The organism is Pararhizobium sp. DWP3-4 (assembly GCF_049898205.1).
Lineage (GTDB): Bacteria > Pseudomonadota > Alphaproteobacteria > Rhizobiales > Rhizobiaceae > Pararhizobium.
In genome coordinates, this window is the sequence record NZ_JAFCXF010000003.1 from 150590 (window position 1) to 167564 (window position 16975).

Genomic DNA, 16975 nt, shown 5'->3' on the forward strand with positions numbered 1-16975 from the left:
GATTGGCGCATGAAGATTGCAGTCCTTGGCGGTGACGGCTTTGTCGGTTGGCCGACAGCCCTGCATCTGTCCGATGCCGGACATGACATCCACATTATCGACAACCTCTCGCGCCGCTGGATAGACACCGAGCTCGGCGTGCAGTCGCTAACCCCGATGGACAGCATTCAGGAACGCACCCGCATCTGGCATGCCGAGACCGGCCGGCGTATCCATTTCCACCTGATCGATCTGGCCCGGGACTACGAACTCTTGAAAAACTGGCTCGCCGAAAACCGGCCGGATGCCGTCATCCATTTTGCCGAGCAGCGCGCCGCGCCCTATTCGATGAAAAGCGACCGCCACAAGAACTACACGGTCAACAACAACGTCAACGCCACCCATAACCTGCTGAACGCGCTGGTCGAGATCGGCCTCGACGCCCATCTGGTCCATCTCGGCACCATGGGCGTCTATGGCTATTCGACGGTCGGCGCAGCCATTCCGGAAGGCTACCTTCCAGTCGGCATCGAAACACAAAGCGGCGAGACGGCGAAGCAGGATATCCTCTATCCGGCCAATCCCGGCTCGATCTACCACATGACCAAATGCCTCGATCAGCTGCTGTTCCAGTTCTATGCCAAGAACGACAGCCTGCGGATCACCGACCTTCATCAGGGCATCGTCTGGGGCACGCATACCGAACAGACCCGCCGCCACGAGCAGCTGATCAACCGTTTCGACTATGACGGCGACTACGGCACCGTGCTCAATCGCTTTCTGATCCAGGCGGCGATCGGCTATCCGCTGACCGTGCATGGCACCGGCGGCCAGACCCGCGCCTTCATCCACATCCAGGATTCGGTGCGCTGCATCGAACTGGCATTGAAAAACCCGCCCCAGCGCGGCGCGCGCGTCGAGATTTTCAACCAGATGACCGAGACGCACCGGATCCGTGACCTTGCCGAAATGATCGCCGGCCTGACCGGTTCGGATATCGCCTGGCTGCCCAATCCGCGCAAGGAAGCGGCCGAAAACGATCTGGTCGTGCGCAACGAAAAATTCCGCCAGCTCGGCCTCAACCCGATCACGCTGCAGGACGGCCTGCTTGCGGAAATCGTCGATGTCGGCAAGAAGTACGCCTACCGTGTCGATCGCAGCTGCGTGCCTGCTGTTTCAGCCTGGACCAAGGACATTGCCGCCAGGATCAATCACGATCCGGAAGGAAAAAGGCTGAAATCGGTTTCATGATGCAATCCGTTGCTGCCTCAGACGGTGTCGCTCCCTCCGCCCCTGCCGGATCGCGGTATGCATTCGTGACGCTGGTAACGAATGCGGACTACGCGATGGGTGCAACGGCGCTTGCCCGCTCGATCCGCCTGACGGGAACGAAGGCCGATATCGTTGTTCTCCACACCGGCGGTGTCGATCAGCAGGCTTTGAAACCACTCTGCGACTTCGGCTGCCGGTGTGTCGCCATCGAGCTTCTGCCGCTCTCGGACGCTTTCAACGTCCGGCATGCACGCAAGAGCATTCACAGCACGACCCCCTTCACCAAAGGGCGCAAGCCTGACTTTCACTCGCCGCTCGACAATTTCTGCAAGCTGCGGCTTTGGCAACTAACTGGCTACGAGCGCTGTATCTTCATCGATGCCGATGCGCTGGTCCTGAAAAACATCGACCGCTATTTCGACTATCCGGAATTTTCCGCAGCGCCCAACGTTCATGAGAGCCTTGCTGATTTCCATCGGCTGAACTCCGGGGTCTTCGTCGCCACGCCCTCTCTCCAGACGTTCGACGCCATGCTGGCACGACTGGATGCGCCGGATACCTTCTGGCCGCGCACCGACCAGACTTTTCTGCAGGATTTTTTCCCGGAATGGCACGGGCTCCCTGTCACGATGAATATGCTGCAATATGTCTGGTTTACCATGCCGGCGCTGTGGGATTGGTCATCCATCAGTGTGCTGCATTATCAATATGAAAAACCGTGGGAAAAGGACCATCCAAAAGCGGAAAGACTGCGACCGCTGATCAATCTCTGGCATGCTTTTTTCAGCGGCAAGGCTATTCCGTCCATTGCCGATCTGCCAAACCCGAGCCCGCAAAGCCCGGAGTGACATCAGGAAGCTTATGACACGCGTTCTCGTTTCCGGCGGCACCGGCTATGCCGGCCGCTTCATCGTCGAGCACCTGCTGGCCAATGGCTACAAAGTCACCGTCGGCGGCCGCACCGCGCCCGAACCGGGCTTCTTTTCCAAGGATGTCGCTTTCGTGCCGCTGCGGCTCGATCCGGATGCCGAGCAGATCGAAGCCTTCGATCATGTCTATTATTTCGTTCATGCCGCCTTTGATCATGTGCCCGGAAAATATCGCGATGGCGAAGGGGATGATCCCGAAGGATTTCAACGCGCCAATCTTGACGGCACCGTGCGGCTTTTCGAAACCGCCCGCGACGCCGGCGTACGCCGCTGCGTTTTCCTGTCGAGTCGCGCCGCCTATGGCCAGCAACCGCCCGGCACGCTCTTGACAGAGGATATGCACGGCAAGCCGGACACGCTCTATGGCGAAGTCAAGCTGCAGGCGGAGCGCAGCCTGCTTTCCCTCTGCGGCCATGGCTTCGTCACCGCAAGCCTGCGGGCAACCGGCATTTACGGCCCCACAGGACCCGGGCGTCGTCATAAATGGGCCAGGCTGTTTGAGGACTACCTTGGCGGCAAGCCCATTACGCCGCGCGCCAGCACCGAAGTACACGGCGACGATGTTGCCCGGGCCGTGCGGCTGATGCTGGAAGCGGACAGCGTGCGGATCAACGGAGAAACCTTCAACGTCTCCGATGTCGTGACCGACACCCGTGAAATCCTGTCGATTCTGCAGCGCGCAACGCACTGTCCGCATCCCCTGCCGCCCCCCGGGGACAGGGCAGCCTGCAACCCGATGGGCACCTGCAAGATTGAGGCGCTGGGCTGGAAGCCGGGTGGCTTGGAGTTGCTCAGAGCGACGATAGGACAGCTGGCTTAGCCCGGCAGTGTCCGGCCGTGTGCCGGGCGCTGTGATCTACCGATCGAGATCGCCGTCATCCCAGATGATATGGACCGGTGTCTGCGGCAAGGCCTTGATCTGTTCGGCGATAAAATAGGGCGGGATATCAAGCGCCGTCAGCGCCGCCTTGGTAGCTTTCACCCATTTGAATTCCAGGTCGTTCTTGCCGTCCCGCAAGCGATGAACGATATCGCTGGGATGAAACGGAAACCGCGCGGGAATTTCCATCTCGTAGTAGAAGCCGATCTCGTGATAATGCGCTCCTCGTAGCGAAAGAAGTTTTCGACCGTCCAGAGCATGCGCCCGACGCTGACCTCGACGCCGAGTTCGTCGATCATTTCGCGCTTCAATGTTTCAACCGACGTCTCGCCAATCTCTGCCCGCCCGCCCGGAAATGTCCAGAAATCCTCATGCACTGCCCGATGCACCAGAACGTAACCGTCGCGAAAGCCAAGGCCTGCAATGCGAAAATTGAACCGCTGTCTCTGCGGCCCATCCATCCGGATCATCTTTCGTTTGGGCATGGCCTATCCAAGTTCGACGACGACGATTTCCGGCGGGGAGCCGAAACGGATGGGGGCAATGGAGCAGCCGAGCCCACCTGAAACGATCAGGTTACGATCGTCCTCCACCACATGCCCATAAGCGTACCGGTTGCGGTAGCGCGAAGGCACGATCGGCGAATAGCCAAACAGGCGGATCTGCCCGCCATGCGTATGCCCCGACAATGTCACCGACACCCTGTCCGGCACCGCTGGAAAAACATCCGGCTCGTGCGCCATCAGGATAACCGGCGCTTCGTCGGTGACCTGCGCCAAGGTTCCCGGTAAATCGTCGAGGCCTTCGCGCGGCCCGATCTGGTCGGCAAGACCTGCCAGCCAAAACCCTTTGCCGTCCTTTTCGAAACGGGCTGCCTGGTTTTCGTAGACAGGGACATTGATCGAGGAAAGAGCCTTGTGCACGATCGTTGGCCCCATGCCTGCGATCATTGCATCGGGATCATCGATCCAGTCATGATTTCCCATCACCGCGTGAACACCGAGAGGCGCCGCAAGGCGGGCAAGCTCGACCGCCCACTCATCGGATGTTACCCAGTTGCCCCCCATGCGCATTCCGGAGAGAAAGTCGCCCAACAGCAGGATCATGTCGCCATCAAGCGCATTGGCCTGCGCACAGATGTCGCCGATCCGGCGCGGTGGCATCCAAGGCCTGCAGGCATGCAGATCGGCCAGGATCACCAGCCGCAACTTCAGCCCGGCCGGCCATTTGTTTGGCAACAGATGATACCGTGCGACCCGCGGCCGTCCCACTGGCTCTATCCCCACGGCATAAGCGCCGGACGCCACGCCCGACAACATCAGTGCGCCAAGCGTTCTGACAAAGCTGCGCCGCGTCAACAATCAATCATCCTCTTGGAACAGGCGGAACTGCGTGGCTTCCAGATCCTTCGGCACCTGCAATCCAAGGTGTTTCCATGCGTTTGCGGTTAAAATACGCCCCCGTGGGGTCCGCTGGATGAAACCCTGCTGGATCATGTAGGGTTCGATGATGTCCTCGATCGCATCGCGGGGTTCGGACAGACCTGCGGCAATTGTTTCAATGCCGACCGGACCGCCGCCAAAATTGAGTGCAATCATCGTCAGGTAGCGCTTGTCGAGTTGGTCGAGCCCCATATTGTCGACCAGAAGCCGTGTCAGCGCCTCATCGGCGATCTGTTTGGTGACGGCTTCGGCCTTTGCAACCTCGGCAAAATCCCGCACCCGGCGCAACAGCCGTCCGGCAATACGCGGCGTGCCGCGCGCCCGGCGGGCGATTTCGCGCGCACCATCTTCGGTAATACCCAGCCCCATTAGCCGGGCGCCACGACGGACGATCGATTCCAGTTCTTCCACCGTATAGAAGTTCAACCGCACCGGAATGCCGAAACGGTCGCGCAGCGGCGTCGTCAAAAGCCCGAGCCGGGTGGTGGCCGCTACCAGCGTGAATTTCGACAGGTCGATCTTCACCGACCGGGCCGCCGGGCCCTCGCCGATGATCAGGTCGAGCTGAAAATCCTCCATCGCCGGGTAGAGGATTTCCTCTACGGCCGGGTTCAACCGGTGAATTTCGTCGATGAACAGCACATCCCGGTCTTCAAGGTTGGTCAAAAGTGCCGCAAGGTCACCAGCCTTGGCGATCACCGGGCCGGATGTCGAACGAAAATTGACACCAAGCTCCTTGGCCATGATCTGCGCCAATGTAGTCTTGCCAAGGCCGGGCGGCCCGACGAACAGCACATGATCCAGCGCCTCGCCCCGGTTCTTCGCCGCCTCTATGAACACCTTCAGATTGGCGCGCGCCTCCGCCTGGCCGGTAAACTCGTCCAGCGATTGCGGGCGCAGCGTCGTATCGAGGTCCTCGCCGCGCTTTTCCGGGGTGATCAAACGTGCGGCATCGGTCATGCGAGAAGTTCCATTCCGGGTATTTTCCCTGCGGCCTTTTTATCGAAAGTCTTGATAGACAGGCAGCCTTCGTCCAGCGAGCGGCAGGCGATCAAGGTATCGGCAAAATCCGCATTGCTGCTCTCTACCAGCCTGAGAGCCCGAACGACCATGCTGTGATGCTCTATCGTCAATCCACGTGTGTGTAAAAGCTTGTCAATCACGGTCGCAACGTCTGCTTTCTGAAAGCCGTATTGCGATCGCAGCGCCCAGTCCAACTCGATTAGGCTGATCAACGACAGGAAAGCGCTGTGTTCGCGACCAAGACCAGCGCCAAAGGTCAAAGCGGCACGACGCTGAGCAGGATCGTCATCAACGATGAGCCGCAGAACTATATTCGTGTCGAGACCAAAGGTCTTCATGCCGCGACGCCCGTCTCGGCATCGCCCTTCATGTCGGTCACGTTTGCACCCGCAGCCTTCCGAACCGTATGGTCGATTTCCTCCAACGTGGCTGGCCCATTCGGTGCCTTACCCAAAAGACCGGCCAGATCGTTGAAGTCGACATTCTTCGGCGTGATGACAACGTGCCCATCGATCATACTGTAAATCAATTGATCCCCCGGCCGCAGATCAAGCAATTCGCGCATCTCCTTCGGGATGGTGACTTGCCCTTTGGCAGAAATAGTCATTTCCCACTGCATTGAGAAATCCTTCAGAAAGAATGGCATTCGGCGGATAATATCAGATTTGGAGGAATTTCCAAAATTCCTCCAAATCACCGTGCCAATTCCTTCAGCCCCAACCGGATCAGCTTGGCGCTGTCCAGCCCCTCGCCGCCATTCTTCAAGGCCGCTGCCACGGCATTGGCCGCCTGATCTCGTGAATAGCCGAGATTGCTCAGCGCCGATACCGCATCGGAGACTGGCGCCGAGGCAACGCCTTCGCCCAGCTCCTGCTTCAGGCCAATATTAGCATCCGCATCGCCGGCGAAGGCCGGTGCCTTGTTCTTCAATTCGGTAACAATGCGCACCGCGACCTTCGGCCCGACGCCCGGCGCGCGCGACACCGCCGTCTTGTCCTGTAGTGCAATGGCATTGGCCAGTTCGCCCGGCGTCAGCACCGAAAGAACGGCCAGCGCCACCTTGGAGCCGACGCCTTGAACGCTCTGCAACAGCCGGAACCATTCCCGCTCCAGTGCCGACAGAAAGCCGAACAGCCGCAACTGGTCCTCGCGCACATAGGTCTCGATGAACAGCACCACAGCCTCACCGGCCGAACCAATCTTCGACAATGTTCGCGACGAACAATGGGCGACGTAGCCGACGCCATGAACGTCCACCACGACATGGTCGTCGCCAATCTCGTCGATCGTTCCCTTGAGCTTGCCGATCATGGCGCAAAATCCTTCATGGGTGAGTGTCTGGGGTGATCAATTCGACGGAGGGGAAGTAGGCACGATAACCCTTTGGATCGCGGGTCAAAATGGTGTGCCCACGAATGGCCGCATGGGCGCCGATGAGAAAATCCGGCAGCACCCGATCGCGTCCGCCGCCTGCTTGCTTGTATCTCCGAAAGGCGGCACCCGCTGCAAAGGCAGCCGTCCAAGGAAGGTTTTCCCGGCTGTAATCGGGCTCGGGCAGCAGCAAATCTACATCTTCCATGCGCTGATAACGCACGGAAAACTCGGAATATATAATTGGATTGATGACGATTGCTCCACGCTTCGCGGCAGACAGGAGCTGTGCCTTCGACCAACCAAGCCAAATAGGATCGCGGACGGCGATATCGACCAGAACATTCGTATCTACCAAAGTCGCCATGATCAGTGGTCCCGCGTCATGCTCATTAGCGCGTCTGCATCGATAGCCTGATCACCCGTCCCCTCCAGCCGTTGCAGACTTTCAAGGAACCGTTCGAGGCGCAGACGGTCTTCCTGCTCCTGATGGCCATCTTTGGGAACGATGGTCAGCTTGCCGCCTTCCATCGAAAACAGCACGTCGCTATTCGGGGCTATGCCCGCCAACTCGCGCAAGTCCCTGGGTATGGTCACTTGGCCTTTGGATGTGACACGCATCAACATTCTCCTTCAAAGTAAGAAATATCCTTACCAGAAGAACAAGTCAAGAACAAACTAGCCGGCGAGCGCTGCCATGCGCATCCGCGCGCCGCCGCGATTGTGGGCGTGGCAGATGGCGATCGCCAAGGCATCCGCAGCATCGTCGCCTTTGAATTCTGCCTTCGGCATCAGGATTTTCAGCATCATGTGGATCTGCTTTTTTTCACCGTGGCCAACACCGATCACGGCCTTTTTCACCGCGTTCGGCGCATATTCGGCCACCTGCAGACCGGCTCGGGCCGGCACCAGCATGGCGATACCGCGCGCCTGGCCGAGCTTCAGCGTCGCCACCGCGTCCTTGTTGACGAAGGTCTGCTCGACGGCAGCCTCATCCGGCTTATGGGTGTGAATAACGTCAACCAGACCGTCATGCAGCTGGCAAAGCCGCGACGCAAGGTCCATCTCGCCATCCGAGGTAACGGTTCCGGAAGCGACGAAGCGCAGCGAATTGCCGAACGTATCGATGACACCCCAGCCGGTGCGACGCAGGCCTGGATCGATGCCAATGATTCGAATCGTGTTGTGCATGGTCGGAAGCTTAATACTCATGCCCGGACGCTGCCAGAAAAATGTGAACAAAACAAAAACATCCACCACAATTTGGCGATACGGCCTCATCACATGTCATCGTCAGGCTTGGATTTACGAAATTCGATCTTACATACACTTCTATCAATTCCATTCATCGAAGGCTTTTCCCATGGTGCCCTTTTCGATCCTCGACCTCTCCCCGATCACGCAGGGGTCGACCGCCTCCCAAGCCCTGGAAAATTCCCGCCGGCTGGCGCAGGAAGCCGAGGTATACGGCTACAAGCGCTTCTGGCTGGCCGAGCATCACGGCATGAAGGGCATCGCCAGTGCGGCGACCGCCATCGTCATTTCGCATGTGGCGGCCGGCACCAAGACCATTCGCGTCGGCTCCGGCGGCATCATGCTGCCCAACCATTCTCCGCTGGTGATTGCCGAGCAGTTCGGAACGCTGGCCGCGCTCTATCCGGGCCGCATCGACCTTGGCCTTGGCCGCGCGCCGGGAACGGACATGCGCACCGCATCGGCGCTTCGCCGCAACATGGAAGCGAGCGCCAACAATTTCCCCAATGACGTGATTGAACTGCAGGCGCTGCTCGGTCCGATTCAAGATGGCCAGGACCTGATCGCCGTGCCCGGCGCCGATAGCAATGTGCCGATCTGGCTGCTCGGCTCAAGCCATTTCAGTGCGCATCTGGCCGGCATGCTTGGCCTGCCCTTCGCCTTCGCCTCGCATTTCGCTCCGGACATGCTCCTGTCGGCGTTGGAAATCTACCGCGAGCGTTTCGAGCCGTCGCAATATCTCGACCAGCCCTATGCCATGGTCGGCATCATGGGCGTCGCTGCCGATAGCGATGCCGAGGCCGACCACCTCTTCACCTCGATGCAGCAGTCTTTCGTGGCGCTGCGCCGCAATGCCCGCGGTCAGTTTCCGCCACCGGTCGATTCGATGGACGATCTCTGGAGCGACAATGAGAAAATCTTCGTCGATCACGCCATGACCTATGCAGTCGTCGGCGGGCCGGAGACGATCAAAACGAAGCTCGACCGGTTCATCGACCAGACGGACGCCGACGAAGTGATTGTCTCCATGCCGATCTACGATATGGATGCGCGGCTGAAATCGGTGCGGCTGTTTGCAGATGCGCAGCAGCGACTGGCAAAGGCGGCATAAAAATACCCCGGACAAATCCGGGGTATCCATCACCTCAAGCTTAGATCAGGCTGAAACCTTGAAATCGAAATGCTTGCGCACGGTTTCAAGGATTTCCCACGTGCCCTTGAAATCGGCCTCGACGACGAAGGCATCGCCGGCGGAGACCGTGACGGGCGTGCCGCCATCCGGTGTGATGATGATCTTGCCGGCGATCATGTGCACGAACTCATAGGCCGTGTAGGTCGCGTGGTAGGTGCCGGGCGTCGCTTCCCAAAAGCCCGATACCATCGACCCGTCAGACGATGTGTGCAGTGCCCAGGTTTTCATCGAAGGATTACCCGCGACAACAACCCAACCAGCCAGTGTTGCCGGATCCCCGTCTGCGGGAACGGGTGTCGCGAGTTTCGTCACGGTCTGCATATCAACATCCTCTCGAAAATGAGGAGCCTAATGCCCAACTGCCCGAACTGGATTGCCAATTCCGACAGGCGGTGACGTGAACCGGCGCAATTTAGGCCGAAAGCTTGGCCATCACTTCGTCGGACACTTCGAAGTTGGTGTAAACGTTCTGCACGTCATCGTCGTCTTCCAGCGTGTCGATCAGCTTCATCAGCGACTGGGCGCGTTCTTCGTCGACCGGCACGGTGTTCTGGGCCTTCCAGATCGCCTTGACGGTATCGGCTTCGCCGAGCGTCGCTTCAAGCGCCTTGGAAACGTCGCCGATATCCTCGAAGCCGCAGATGATGAAGTGGCCGTCCTCGTCGGTCGTCACGTCCTCGGCACCGGCCTCGATTGCCGCTTCCATCACCGTGTCGGCATCGCCAACCGAAAGCTTGTAGGAAATCTCGCCGACACGATCGAACGAGAACGAAACCGAGCCGGTTTCGCCCAGCGCGCCGCCGGCCTTGGTGAAGGTCGAGCGGACATTGGAGGCGGTGCGGTTGCGGTTGTCCGTCAGAGCCTCGACGATGACGGCAACGCCGCCCGGGCCATAGCCTTCGTAACGGACTTCTTCGTAGTTCTCGCCGTCGGCACCCGAGCCCTTCTTGATGGCGCGCTCGATATTGTCCTTCGGCATCGACTGTGCCTTGGCGTTCTGGATCGCCAGGCGCAGGCGGGCATTCATCGTCGGGTCGGGCAGACCGCCCTTGACCGCAACGGTAATTTCGCGTGCGAGCTTGGAGAACATTTTCGACCGCACGGCGTCCTGACGGCCCTTGCGGTGCATGATGTTTTTAAACTGTGAATGGCCGGCCATGGCGCCCTCTTCTCATGCTAGTCATGTTTGGAATTGGCCGCCTTATAGTTTCATTGGCGCATTGCGTCCAGAAGGGGCCGCCTTTTTTCAGTTGGCGACAAGCCGCTTGCGGCTGAGAAAGAACGAATGGCCGTCGCTGCGCTCGCAGGACAGCCCGGTTCGGGTCGAAAGACAGGAAAAGGGCCCTGCAGCCCAGCTCTGACCATAATCGAGCACGGGGCCTGCCGAGCAGCAACTCGGATCGCCGACATCTTTGACAAGCGCGGCAGCCCCTTTGCGGGACAATGTCGCGCGGACATAATGGGGCTCGACGCGATCACAGGACAGTTCCGGACCGCCGTCCGCTGGCTGATACACCTCCGTGCCGCCTTCAGGCGTATAGATGCAGCCGATATTGCCGGAGGGCAGAACGAACTCTTCCTGCCGGCCGAACGTTGTCGTCTCCGGCACGGTGATAGGCGTCTTGCCGCCTTCCGCAGCGGGCAAACGCGGCGGCGGGGCGCCGTCGGCAAGAACCTGAGTTGTCATGGAAAGAACGGCAAGAAGGCAAGCGGCGAAAAACTTCATTCCAGGGTCCCCAGGGTCAGACGCCCTGCAGAATATAAATCAGCGGCTTCTTTGGCAAGGAACGCATGGAGACCGTTACGCTTGCCTGCGCGGAAAAACTCTTGTCGAAACCATCCCCGAACATCTGCAGGAAGCTTGTGACCGGCGGGCCGCGGCGGTGCATCGGCAGGATCAGCGACGAGCGCAGCCGCGTCACCACCCGGCTCATGCTTTGCGCCCCCATCGTCAGGCCGCCATCGACCGGCACCATCAGCACATCGAGCCTGCCGATCTCGGCATAATCGGTATCGTCGAGTTCATGATGCAGATGCCCGAGATGGCCGATGCAAAGGCCCGCCACCTCGAAGATGAAGATCGAATTGCCGTCCGGCTCCATCACGGCGCCGCCCGAGCGGATATCCGTCGTGACATTGCGGATATAGGCGTCACCGACAACGACATCGTGATCCGCCGGTTGCCCGTTATCACCCCACCCGTGGAGCACTTGGCTGATCGCCGGGTCCGGCGTCAGCGTATAGTGACTGGAATGCGCTTTGTTCATCGTCACCACATCCGGCACCTTCGGTGGCGCATACCAGCCGCTGTAATCCGTGGCGATCGAAACGCCGCCCGGCGTCTCGATCAGAAACGTCGAATGGCCGACATAGGTGATAACGACCTTGTCGTCGGCCACGGCCTGAACGCCAAAGGCGGACGACGGCTTGAAACTGGCGAAGGTAACGTCGGGAAGAGACCTAGCGATCGCCTGGCACTGGCTGACAGGCGGACGGGCGCTTTGCGCATGGGCTGGCATCAGCCACAGAATGTGCAAAAGAGCGATGGCGGCAAATGCAATCAGGATCAATCGCGGCATCATGCACCTCATGGGACCAAGGTTGGCATGGACGCTGAGGATAGACAGCGGATGCGCAAGGTCCAGTCTCGATTGCCGAGCTGCCACTCACGATTACGTCATCAGTATAATGGCTGGATTAGGGTTTTGCCTGCTTCAAAATCTCGTTGACGCGCGCCTGCCAGCCCTTGCCCGTCGCTTTGAACTTCGCGATGACATCGGGATCGAGCCGCAAAGAAATCTGCTGCTTGCGTGTTTCAACAACCGGGCGCCCGCGCGAACGGCGGATACTGTCCATCAATTCGGGAAACACCTCGGCAAAAGGGCGCGCTTGCGACAGTTCTTCGTCGGTCGCTTCAGGGTTGTCCGGGTCACTGGCTATCTTTCTTTGAATGTCAGCCTCCTGCTCATCCGTCAGCGGTGGGATTTGCGGCTTGTGAACGTTCATGAGCCAACCTTTCCTTTCTGCTTGCCAGGCGTTGCGAGACAATCGAAATGGCCTGCGTACCAAGAGTGACAAAGACGACGGCGATCACGCCGGGTCGCATGATTCCGATCGCCATCAATCGTCCCTGCTTGACCGGAACGATCGTGGCGCTCGCAAAAAAGTCCAGTGTCAAATCAGCGAAATCAAACCCGTGCTTCTCTATATTGAGCTTCCGCTTGATCTCATCATAAACGATTTTTATAATTTTTGTATCACATTTAATCGCGTGAAATTATGAAAGGGAAAGTTCAACTCCAGAACGTGGGGATCGTCTCGGCCAACCGCGGCCCGATTCTCAGCGGCGCGATATTCTCGGCCAATCCCGTGCGATCGGAAATCTCGACACCGACTCCGCAGAGGGTGGCCGGACCGGAGGCGGCCTCGAAGCGGCCCTTCGGCATCTTGGAGATGAAGCGGTTGAGCGGCTCTTCCTTTTCCATGCCGAGCGACGAGTCGTAATCGCCGCACATGCCAGCGTCCGACATGTAAGCCGTGCCGCCATTAAGAATCTGCGCGTCAGCGGTCGGGACATGGGTATGGGTCCCGACGACAAAGCTGGCGCGGCCATCGACGAAATGGCCAAAGCATTGCTTCTCGCTGGTTGCCTCAGCATGGAAGTCGAATATGATCGCGTCGGCCTGTTCCTTCAGCGGGCATGCGGCCAGAATGCTTTCGGCCGCCTTGAAGGGGTCGTCGAGTTCCGGATGCATGAAGACACGGCCCATGACATTGGCGACGAGCACGCGGGCGCCGTTGCGGGCGAAATAGAGGTTCGAGCCACGCCCGGGTGTTCCGGCCGGATAATTGGCGGGCCTCAGGAACTGGTCGTGTCGCTGGCAGAAAGAAACCGCTTCCTTCTGATCCCAGACATGGTTGCCGGTGGTCACCACATCGGCGCCGGCATTGATCGTTTCGAGAAAGATATCTTCGGTGATGCCGAAACCGCCTGCGGCATTTTCGCCGTTGACGATGACGAAATCGAGTTTCAGGTCGCTGATCAGGCCGGGCAGTTTTTCCCAGACCGCCGTCCGGCCAGTCTTGCCAACCATGTCACCCAGAAACAAAAGTCTCATAATTGCTTATTCCTAGCCCGAAGATCCGGAACCCGCTTTCGGTCAGCAGGGCATCCAGCGCCACATCATGCGGCTCCGCCGGCACTGATGCCACTTCCTGGCAGTCAAATGCAATCCCGATCAGCCTCGGCATATGGCCTTTCAGGCGCAAACGCTCGATGGCGCGGTCGTAATATCCAGCTCCATAGCCGATCCGGTGGCCCGTCCTGTCGAAGGCAGCCAAGGGCACAAGCATAATGTCCGGATCGAGAACCGGCGCGTCTTCGGCTGGCCCGGTCGTACCAAACCCTGTTTCCACGATAGGGGCGCCGGGTACAAGTTCACGAAAAACGATCGTCTGCTTGTCAATGATGGCCGGCAGGCAAAGCCGGGCGCCGCGCTCACGCAACCGTGCCATCAGCGGCCGGATATCCACCTCCGAGCGGATCGGCCAGAAGCCGGAAATCACCTGTCCTGGCTCAAAATCGATCACATCGCCGGCATGGTCGAGCATCCGTAAACCTGCCTCGATGCGCGCTTCCGGCGTCATCGAATCGCGCAGCGCAAGACGTTCCAAACGCAGCGCAGCTTTCAGTTCCCTCGGTGTCATGGACATGCTCTCCCGTCTGCCAGCATTCATGTCTAGTGCATCAAACCGGGCCAAGGAAACCGCGCAACCGGCACATCTGCCACTTTTTGCCACACAACCGCGCGGTTTTCCCAAACTGGCACGATTTTAGAAGTCTGTTCATCATGCAAACCGGTTCCACTTTCGCGCCCTCTCGCCGCCGTGCAAGAGAGGGCTGCAATCAACATCAGGAAAACAGTTCGGTGCCCGCTTCCGGCGATGCGGGGAACTGTTCAGCTTTTATACGGAGCCGGATATGTCCATGAAGGACAAGATGCTGCAAGAACTCGATCCATTGGAACTGCGTTGCCTGTCACTGACGGCGCGCGGGAGAACCCGGGAAGACATCACCCGGGAAACCGATATTTGCCACGAGAAGATAGAGCAGGCCTTCGCCTCGGCGATGGAGAAACTGCAGGCGGGCAACGTCGCCGAAGCGGTTTTTCGCGCCGCCCGGATGGATTTGATCTCATAACATCCAGAAACGGTGCCGCTTGGCACCATCAGGCAGATCGCATCCGGCATCCCTTCTGTTCAAACCGATGTCCTCCAGCAGATGCGCGCTTTTACGGCGCGATATTTCCGTAAATGCCAGCCGCGCCCGGCGCTTCTGCTGCCATTGCGCAAGCGTGCTCCATACCCATGTGCTCAGCCTGGCGGGCCACCGCCGTGTTCTGTGGTCGTGCTTCATATCCGGACAACTCCGACGTGTTTACAGGGAGTATCGGACGTCCATTGACATCAATCAAACGAATTGCGAACATGCCTATCATCAGAAAATATGATGGCTGGCACGATGTTTCCTCCTCTCGAAAGCGATCTTCTCCGTACCTTCGTCGCCGTCGCCGAAAGCGGCAATTTCACCAAGGCGGGTGAAACCGTCGGCCGGACGCAATCGGCCGTCAGCATGCAGATCAAGAAGCTCGAGGATATCCTGGGCGAGAGCCTGTTCGAGCGCGGTTCACGCGGCGTCAACATGACCGGCCACGGCATACGGCTGCTGGACAACGCCCGCCGCATCGTCACGCTGCTGGATGACACCGCCGCATCGATCCGGCTTCCTGCTCTGGATGGCTCGGTCAGGATCGGCATCTCGGAGGAATATATCAGCTCGACCCTGCCGAAGGCGTTGGGTGCATTCGCCGCCGTTCATCCCGGCGTCGAAGTGACCGTGCAACAGGGTGTCTCGATGTCCAACCTCGCAGCGCTCGATGCCGGCGAAATCGACATTGCTGTTGTGTTCGAGCCGGCCGGACCGACGCGCAACGAAGTGCTGATGGTCGATCCAACCGTCTGGGTGACATCCGACCAGCACGGTGCCCACACGAGGCAGCCTCTACCGATCGCCACCTATACCTATTTGAAAAACGGATGGTGCGATGAGCTGGCACTGCGCAGCCTGACGAAACGCGGCATCGATAGCCGGGTCGCCTATATCAGCCGCACCAGCAGCGGCCTGATCGCCGCAGTCACGTCAGGCCTTGCCATCGCCCCGCTCACCCGCTCAAGCATCCCCGCCGGTTGCCGCGAGCTCACCGCAGCGGATGGCTACGACGTCATCGATTTTTCGAATGTCGTGATGAAAACCAGACCGCGCGGCAACAAACGGATCGTCGAAACCATGTCCAACGCCATCCGCGAGGCCTTTCGGCCAGCGGCGCAGGGGTAAGTATTTCCAAAAGGAGAAAAAGTGCGATCCACACGACCGATGGACTTTTTACGATCCTGGGTGCCTACAAACGTAGGTGGGCGCCATGTGACCTAGCCCACGGGCCAGGTCAGGGACAGCTCCCTTTGGATCGAGTATGGCCCCAGGGATTGTGGTGTCCTGTCGGGAAGCGCAGACCGCAACTGGAATATAGAGTGCATTGACCGCTTGCGCCAGTGGCAGGCGCTGAAACTGTCAAAATTCAATGAGGGGCAGGGACAGCCTTGCCGCTGAGCTTGGCGGCAATGTCGTGGATCTGCGATGTCACCTCTGAGAGCGCCGAAGCCAGGGCATCCTCATTCTTCTGCTGATCGGACAAGGTCGCGGCGCGGCCCTGCCTGAGGCCATCGGCCTCTTCATGCAGGTTTTTCAGCTTGCGGTTCACTTCGCTGAGTTCGTCCATCACCATGATGCCGGCCATCACGGTCAGGCGGAGGTCGCCAATCTCGCCGAACTGGCTCTTCAGATGATTGACATACTGGTCGAAGCGGGTGGCCAGTTCGGTCAGGTGATCTTCCTGGCCCTCCTCGCATGCCATGCGATAGGCCTTGCCGTCGATCATCACCGTTACTTGCGCCATACGTCACCTGACCCGCAGGCTGACCGCGCCTTAGCGGTCCAGCACTGCCCTTATCGTTTCCATGGCCGTCACCAGACGGCGCGAGACTTCGCGGTTGACTTCCTCAAGGCGGTTTGCCCGGAATTGTGACTGGTCGAGTTCCTGGGCGAGCCGCGACCGGTCGGTGTTGACACGCCGCACTTCACCTTCGATCTCGCCGCGATCCCGCTCCCGGTCGAACCGTCCATCAATGGCATTTTCGAGGCTGCCCAATGCGCTGCGCAACTCGTCGATCGCCGCCTTGACTGTCTTTCCTGCCGCCATCACGCTTTCCTGATACGCGCCAGGCCGCGTCGAATCGCCGCCCGGAGCCTGTATTTCAAGCCAATCACACTAATAAACCCATTCGGCAAGTGTTCACAACGCCGACGGCCCGCACAGGCTGCGGAACCTGTGGATCACGATTTTTAAATCGATTAGCATGCCGCAGGCCCGCCCGTACCGATTAAGCGTAAACCACGCCAAAAAGCACCTTCCGGCATAGTCGGAAAGCCCGTATTTGTTGACTCCGTCGAAGCAGGTGCTATGTGTCAGCCGCTTCTCATACGGTCTTTGGAGGATAGAGACCGTCCCCTGTCCAC

24 protein-coding genes, 1 other RNA gene and 1 pseudogene are annotated in these 16975 nt (G+C 59.2%); 6 read left to right on the forward strand and 20 right to left on the reverse strand.

Annotated features, from left to right (window positions below; translation table 11 throughout):
* Positions 1–9 precede the first annotated feature (9 nt).
* From ACP7E6_RS10060 to ACP7E6_RS10070, 3 genes are read left to right on the forward strand one after another with little or no spacing between them, the layout of a single operon-like run.
* Positions 10–1230: an NAD-dependent epimerase/dehydratase family protein gene (locus ACP7E6_RS10060; RefSeq protein ID WP_426229649.1), complete on the forward strand. Its 1221-nt coding sequence runs from the start codon at positions 10–12 to the stop codon at positions 1228–1230.
* Positions 1227–2099, forward strand: coding sequence for a glycosyltransferase (locus tag ACP7E6_RS10065; protein ID WP_426229650.1), 873 nt, complete (start codon positions 1227–1229; stop codon positions 2097–2099). The genes ACP7E6_RS10060 and ACP7E6_RS10065 overlap by 4 nt, the downstream gene beginning before the upstream one ends.
* 13 nt (positions 2100–2112) lie before the next feature.
* Positions 2113–3000 (forward strand): NAD-dependent epimerase/dehydratase family protein, encoded by an 888-nt coding sequence (locus ACP7E6_RS10070; protein WP_426229651.1) that lies wholly within the window; start codon positions 2113–2115, stop codon positions 2998–3000.
* Between the two features lie 36 nt (positions 3001–3036).
* Here the strand turns inward: ACP7E6_RS10070 and ACP7E6_RS10075 are convergent.
* The 9 genes and pseudogenes from ACP7E6_RS10075 to ruvC form a co-directional block, all read right to left on the reverse strand.
* Positions 3037–3545 (reverse strand): annotated as a pseudogene (locus ACP7E6_RS10075) (NUDIX hydrolase).
* 3 nt (positions 3546–3548) lie between these two features.
* Positions 3549–4421, reverse strand: coding sequence for a metallophosphoesterase (locus ACP7E6_RS10080; RefSeq protein ID WP_426229652.1), 873 nt, complete (start codon positions 4419–4421; stop codon positions 3549–3551).
* Positions 4422–5462: a Holliday junction branch migration DNA helicase RuvB gene (ruvB, locus tag ACP7E6_RS10085; protein WP_421873719.1), complete on the reverse strand. Its 1041-nt coding sequence runs from the start codon at positions 5460–5462 to the stop codon at positions 4422–4424.
* On the reverse strand, positions 5459–5863 hold the full coding sequence (locus tag ACP7E6_RS10090; RefSeq protein ID WP_426229653.1) for a PIN domain-containing protein: 405 nt from the start codon (positions 5861–5863) through the stop codon (positions 5459–5461). The genes ruvB and ACP7E6_RS10090 overlap by 4 nt, the downstream gene beginning before the upstream one ends.
* A complete protein-coding gene (locus ACP7E6_RS10095; RefSeq protein ID WP_113241988.1) occupies positions 5860–6144 on the reverse strand; it encodes an AbrB/MazE/SpoVT family DNA-binding domain-containing protein in 285 nt (94 codons plus the stop codon). The genes ACP7E6_RS10090 and ACP7E6_RS10095 overlap by 4 nt, the downstream gene beginning before the upstream one ends.
* 74 nt (positions 6145–6218) lie before the next feature.
* Positions 6219–6836 carry a Holliday junction branch migration protein RuvA gene (ruvA, locus tag ACP7E6_RS10100; protein ID WP_426229654.1) on the reverse strand — a complete coding sequence of 206 codons (618 nt, stop codon included), beginning with the start codon at positions 6834–6836 and terminating at the stop codon, positions 6219–6221.
* 13 nt (positions 6837–6849) lie between these two features.
* Positions 6850–7263 (reverse strand): type II toxin-antitoxin system VapC family toxin, encoded by a 414-nt coding sequence (locus ACP7E6_RS10105; protein WP_426229655.1) that lies wholly within the window; start codon positions 7261–7263, stop codon positions 6850–6852.
* A 2-nt stretch (positions 7264–7265) separates the two neighbouring features.
* Complete coding sequence (locus ACP7E6_RS10110; RefSeq protein ID WP_426229656.1) at positions 7266–7517, reverse strand: AbrB/MazE/SpoVT family DNA-binding domain-containing protein; 252 nt, start codon at positions 7515–7517, stop codon at positions 7266–7268.
* A gap of 57 nt (positions 7518–7574) precedes the next feature.
* A complete protein-coding gene (gene ruvC / locus ACP7E6_RS10115) occupies positions 7575–8087 on the reverse strand; it encodes a crossover junction endodeoxyribonuclease RuvC (RefSeq protein WP_426229934.1) in 513 nt (170 codons plus the stop codon).
* Positions 8088–8259: 172 nt separating this feature from the next.
* On the opposite strand from ruvC, the gene ACP7E6_RS10120 reads away from it, so the two are divergent.
* The gene (locus tag ACP7E6_RS10120; RefSeq protein ID WP_426229657.1) at positions 8260–9261 is read left to right on the forward strand and encodes an LLM class flavin-dependent oxidoreductase; all 1002 of its coding nucleotides are present in this window, start codon (positions 8260–8262) and stop codon (positions 9259–9261) included.
* Between the two features lie 45 nt (positions 9262–9306).
* Here ACP7E6_RS10120 and ACP7E6_RS10125 read toward each other — a convergent pair whose 3' ends face one another.
* From ACP7E6_RS10125 to ACP7E6_RS10160, 8 genes are all read right to left on the reverse strand, one after another.
* On the reverse strand, positions 9307–9663 hold the full coding sequence (locus ACP7E6_RS10125; protein ID WP_426229658.1) for a cupin domain-containing protein: 357 nt from the start codon (positions 9661–9663) through the stop codon (positions 9307–9309).
* Positions 9664–9754: 91 nt separating this feature from the next.
* Complete coding sequence (locus tag ACP7E6_RS10130) at positions 9755–10501, reverse strand: YebC/PmpR family DNA-binding transcriptional regulator (protein WP_426229659.1); 747 nt, start codon at positions 10499–10501, stop codon at positions 9755–9757.
* 87 nt (positions 10502–10588) lie between these two features.
* Positions 10589–11068, reverse strand: coding sequence for a hypothetical protein (locus tag ACP7E6_RS10135; protein WP_426229660.1), 480 nt, complete (start codon positions 11066–11068; stop codon positions 10589–10591).
* 16 nt (positions 11069–11084) lie between these two features.
* On the reverse strand, positions 11085–11924 hold the full coding sequence (locus tag ACP7E6_RS10140) for an MBL fold metallo-hydrolase (protein ID WP_426229661.1): 840 nt from the start codon (positions 11922–11924) through the stop codon (positions 11085–11087).
* A gap of 115 nt (positions 11925–12039) precedes the next feature.
* Positions 12040–12348: a BrnA antitoxin family protein gene (locus ACP7E6_RS10145; protein ID WP_426229662.1), complete on the reverse strand. Its 309-nt coding sequence runs from the start codon at positions 12346–12348 to the stop codon at positions 12040–12042.
* Entirely contained in the window at positions 12308–12589 is a 282-nt protein-coding gene (locus ACP7E6_RS10150; protein ID WP_426229935.1) for a BrnT family toxin, read from the reverse strand. The genes ACP7E6_RS10145 and ACP7E6_RS10150 overlap by 41 nt, the downstream gene beginning before the upstream one ends.
* Before the next feature lie 46 nt (positions 12590–12635).
* Positions 12636–13460: a TIGR00282 family metallophosphoesterase gene (locus ACP7E6_RS10155; protein ID WP_426229663.1), complete on the reverse strand. Its 825-nt coding sequence runs from the start codon at positions 13458–13460 to the stop codon at positions 12636–12638.
* On the reverse strand, positions 13438–14049 hold the full coding sequence (locus ACP7E6_RS10160) for a 5-formyltetrahydrofolate cyclo-ligase (RefSeq protein ID WP_426229664.1): 612 nt from the start codon (positions 14047–14049) through the stop codon (positions 13438–13440). Before ACP7E6_RS10160 ends, ACP7E6_RS10155 begins: the two co-directional genes overlap by 23 nt.
* Before the next feature lie 280 nt (positions 14050–14329).
* On the opposite strand from ACP7E6_RS10160, the gene ACP7E6_RS10165 reads away from it, so the two are divergent.
* Positions 14330–14542: a transcriptional regulator gene (locus tag ACP7E6_RS10165; RefSeq protein WP_426229665.1), complete on the forward strand. Its 213-nt coding sequence runs from the start codon at positions 14330–14332 to the stop codon at positions 14540–14542.
* A 321-nt stretch (positions 14543–14863) separates the two neighbouring features.
* The gene (locus ACP7E6_RS10170; protein WP_426229666.1) at positions 14864–15736 is read left to right on the forward strand and encodes a LysR family transcriptional regulator; all 873 of its coding nucleotides are present in this window, start codon (positions 14864–14866) and stop codon (positions 15734–15736) included.
* A gap of 21 nt (positions 15737–15757) precedes the next feature.
* Here ACP7E6_RS10170 and ssrS read toward each other — a convergent pair.
* The 3 genes from ssrS to ACP7E6_RS10185 all read right to left on the reverse strand — a co-directional run bounded on the left by ssrS (position 15758) and on the right by ACP7E6_RS10185 (position 16658).
* Positions 15758–15917: non-coding RNA, 6S RNA (gene ssrS, locus ACP7E6_RS10175), on the reverse strand.
* A 60-nt stretch (positions 15918–15977) separates the two neighbouring features.
* Positions 15978–16355 (reverse strand): cell division protein ZapA, encoded by a 378-nt coding sequence (locus ACP7E6_RS10180; protein ID WP_426229667.1) that lies wholly within the window; start codon positions 16353–16355, stop codon positions 15978–15980.
* Positions 16356–16385: 30 nt separating this feature from the next.
* Positions 16386–16658, reverse strand: coding sequence for a DUF4164 domain-containing protein (locus ACP7E6_RS10185; protein ID WP_426229668.1), 273 nt, complete (start codon positions 16656–16658; stop codon positions 16386–16388).
* Between the last annotated feature and the right edge of the window lie 317 nt (positions 16659–16975).

Bases quoted from the DNA above. Each gene is read 5' to 3' on its own strand.
- ACP7E6_RS10160 (WP_426229664.1), bottom strand. From the start codon at position 14,049: ATGACACCGAGGGAACTGAAAGCTGCGCTGCGTTTGGAACGTCTTGCG.
- ACP7E6_RS10170 (WP_426229666.1), top strand. From the start codon at position 14,864: ATGTTTCCTCCTCTCGAAAGCGATCTTCTCCGTACCTTCGTCGCCGTC.
- ACP7E6_RS10130 (WP_426229659.1), bottom strand. From the start codon at position 10,501: ATGGCCGGCCATTCACAGTTTAAAAACATCATGCACCGCAAGGGCCGT.
- ACP7E6_RS10105 (WP_426229655.1), bottom strand. From the start codon at position 7,263: ATGGCGACTTTGGTAGATACGAATGTTCTGGTCGATATCGCCGTCCGC.
- ACP7E6_RS10165 (WP_426229665.1), top strand. From the start codon at position 14,330: ATGAAGGACAAGATGCTGCAAGAACTCGATCCATTGGAACTGCGTTGC.
- ACP7E6_RS10060 (WP_426229649.1), top strand. From the start codon at position 10: ATGAAGATTGCAGTCCTTGGCGGTGACGGCTTTGTCGGTTGGCCGACA.
- ACP7E6_RS10185 (WP_426229668.1), bottom strand. From the start codon at position 16,658: ATGGCGGCAGGAAAGACAGTCAAGGCGGCGATCGACGAGTTGCGCAGC.
- ACP7E6_RS10120 (WP_426229657.1), top strand. From the start codon at position 8,260: ATGGTGCCCTTTTCGATCCTCGACCTCTCCCCGATCACGCAGGGGTCG.
- ACP7E6_RS10125 (WP_426229658.1), bottom strand. From the start codon at position 9,663: ATGCAGACCGTGACGAAACTCGCGACACCCGTTCCCGCAGACGGGGAT.
- ruvA (WP_426229654.1), bottom strand. From the start codon at position 6,836: ATGATCGGCAAGCTCAAGGGAACGATCGACGAGATTGGCGACGACCAT.
- ACP7E6_RS10180 (WP_426229667.1), bottom strand. From the start codon at position 16,355: ATGGCGCAAGTAACGGTGATGATCGACGGCAAGGCCTATCGCATGGCA.
- ACP7E6_RS10090 (WP_426229653.1), bottom strand. From the start codon at position 5,863: ATGAAGACCTTTGGTCTCGACACGAATATAGTTCTGCGGCTCATCGTT.
- ACP7E6_RS10135 (WP_426229660.1), bottom strand. From the start codon at position 11,068: ATGAAGTTTTTCGCCGCTTGCCTTCTTGCCGTTCTTTCCATGACAACT.
- ACP7E6_RS10110 (WP_426229656.1), bottom strand. From the start codon at position 7,517: ATGCGTGTCACATCCAAAGGCCAAGTGACCATACCCAGGGACTTGCGC.
- ruvC (WP_426229934.1), bottom strand. From the start codon at position 8,087: ATGCACAACACGATTCGAATCATTGGCATCGATCCAGGCCTGCGTCGC.
- ACP7E6_RS10095 (WP_113241988.1), bottom strand. From the start codon at position 6,144: ATGCAGTGGGAAATGACTATTTCTGCCAAAGGGCAAGTCACCATCCCG.
- ACP7E6_RS10140 (WP_426229661.1), bottom strand. From the start codon at position 11,924: ATGATGCCGCGATTGATCCTGATTGCATTTGCCGCCATCGCTCTTTTG.
- ACP7E6_RS10065 (WP_426229650.1), top strand. From the start codon at position 1,227: ATGATGCAATCCGTTGCTGCCTCAGACGGTGTCGCTCCCTCCGCCCCT.
- ruvB (WP_421873719.1), bottom strand. From the start codon at position 5,462: ATGACCGATGCCGCACGTTTGATCACCCCGGAAAAGCGCGGCGAGGAC.
- ACP7E6_RS10070 (WP_426229651.1), top strand. From the start codon at position 2,113: ATGACACGCGTTCTCGTTTCCGGCGGCACCGGCTATGCCGGCCGCTTC.
- ACP7E6_RS10155 (WP_426229663.1), bottom strand. From the start codon at position 13,460: ATGAGACTTTTGTTTCTGGGTGACATGGTTGGCAAGACTGGCCGGACG.
- ACP7E6_RS10145 (WP_426229662.1), bottom strand. From the start codon at position 12,348: ATGAACGTTCACAAGCCGCAAATCCCACCGCTGACGGATGAGCAGGAG.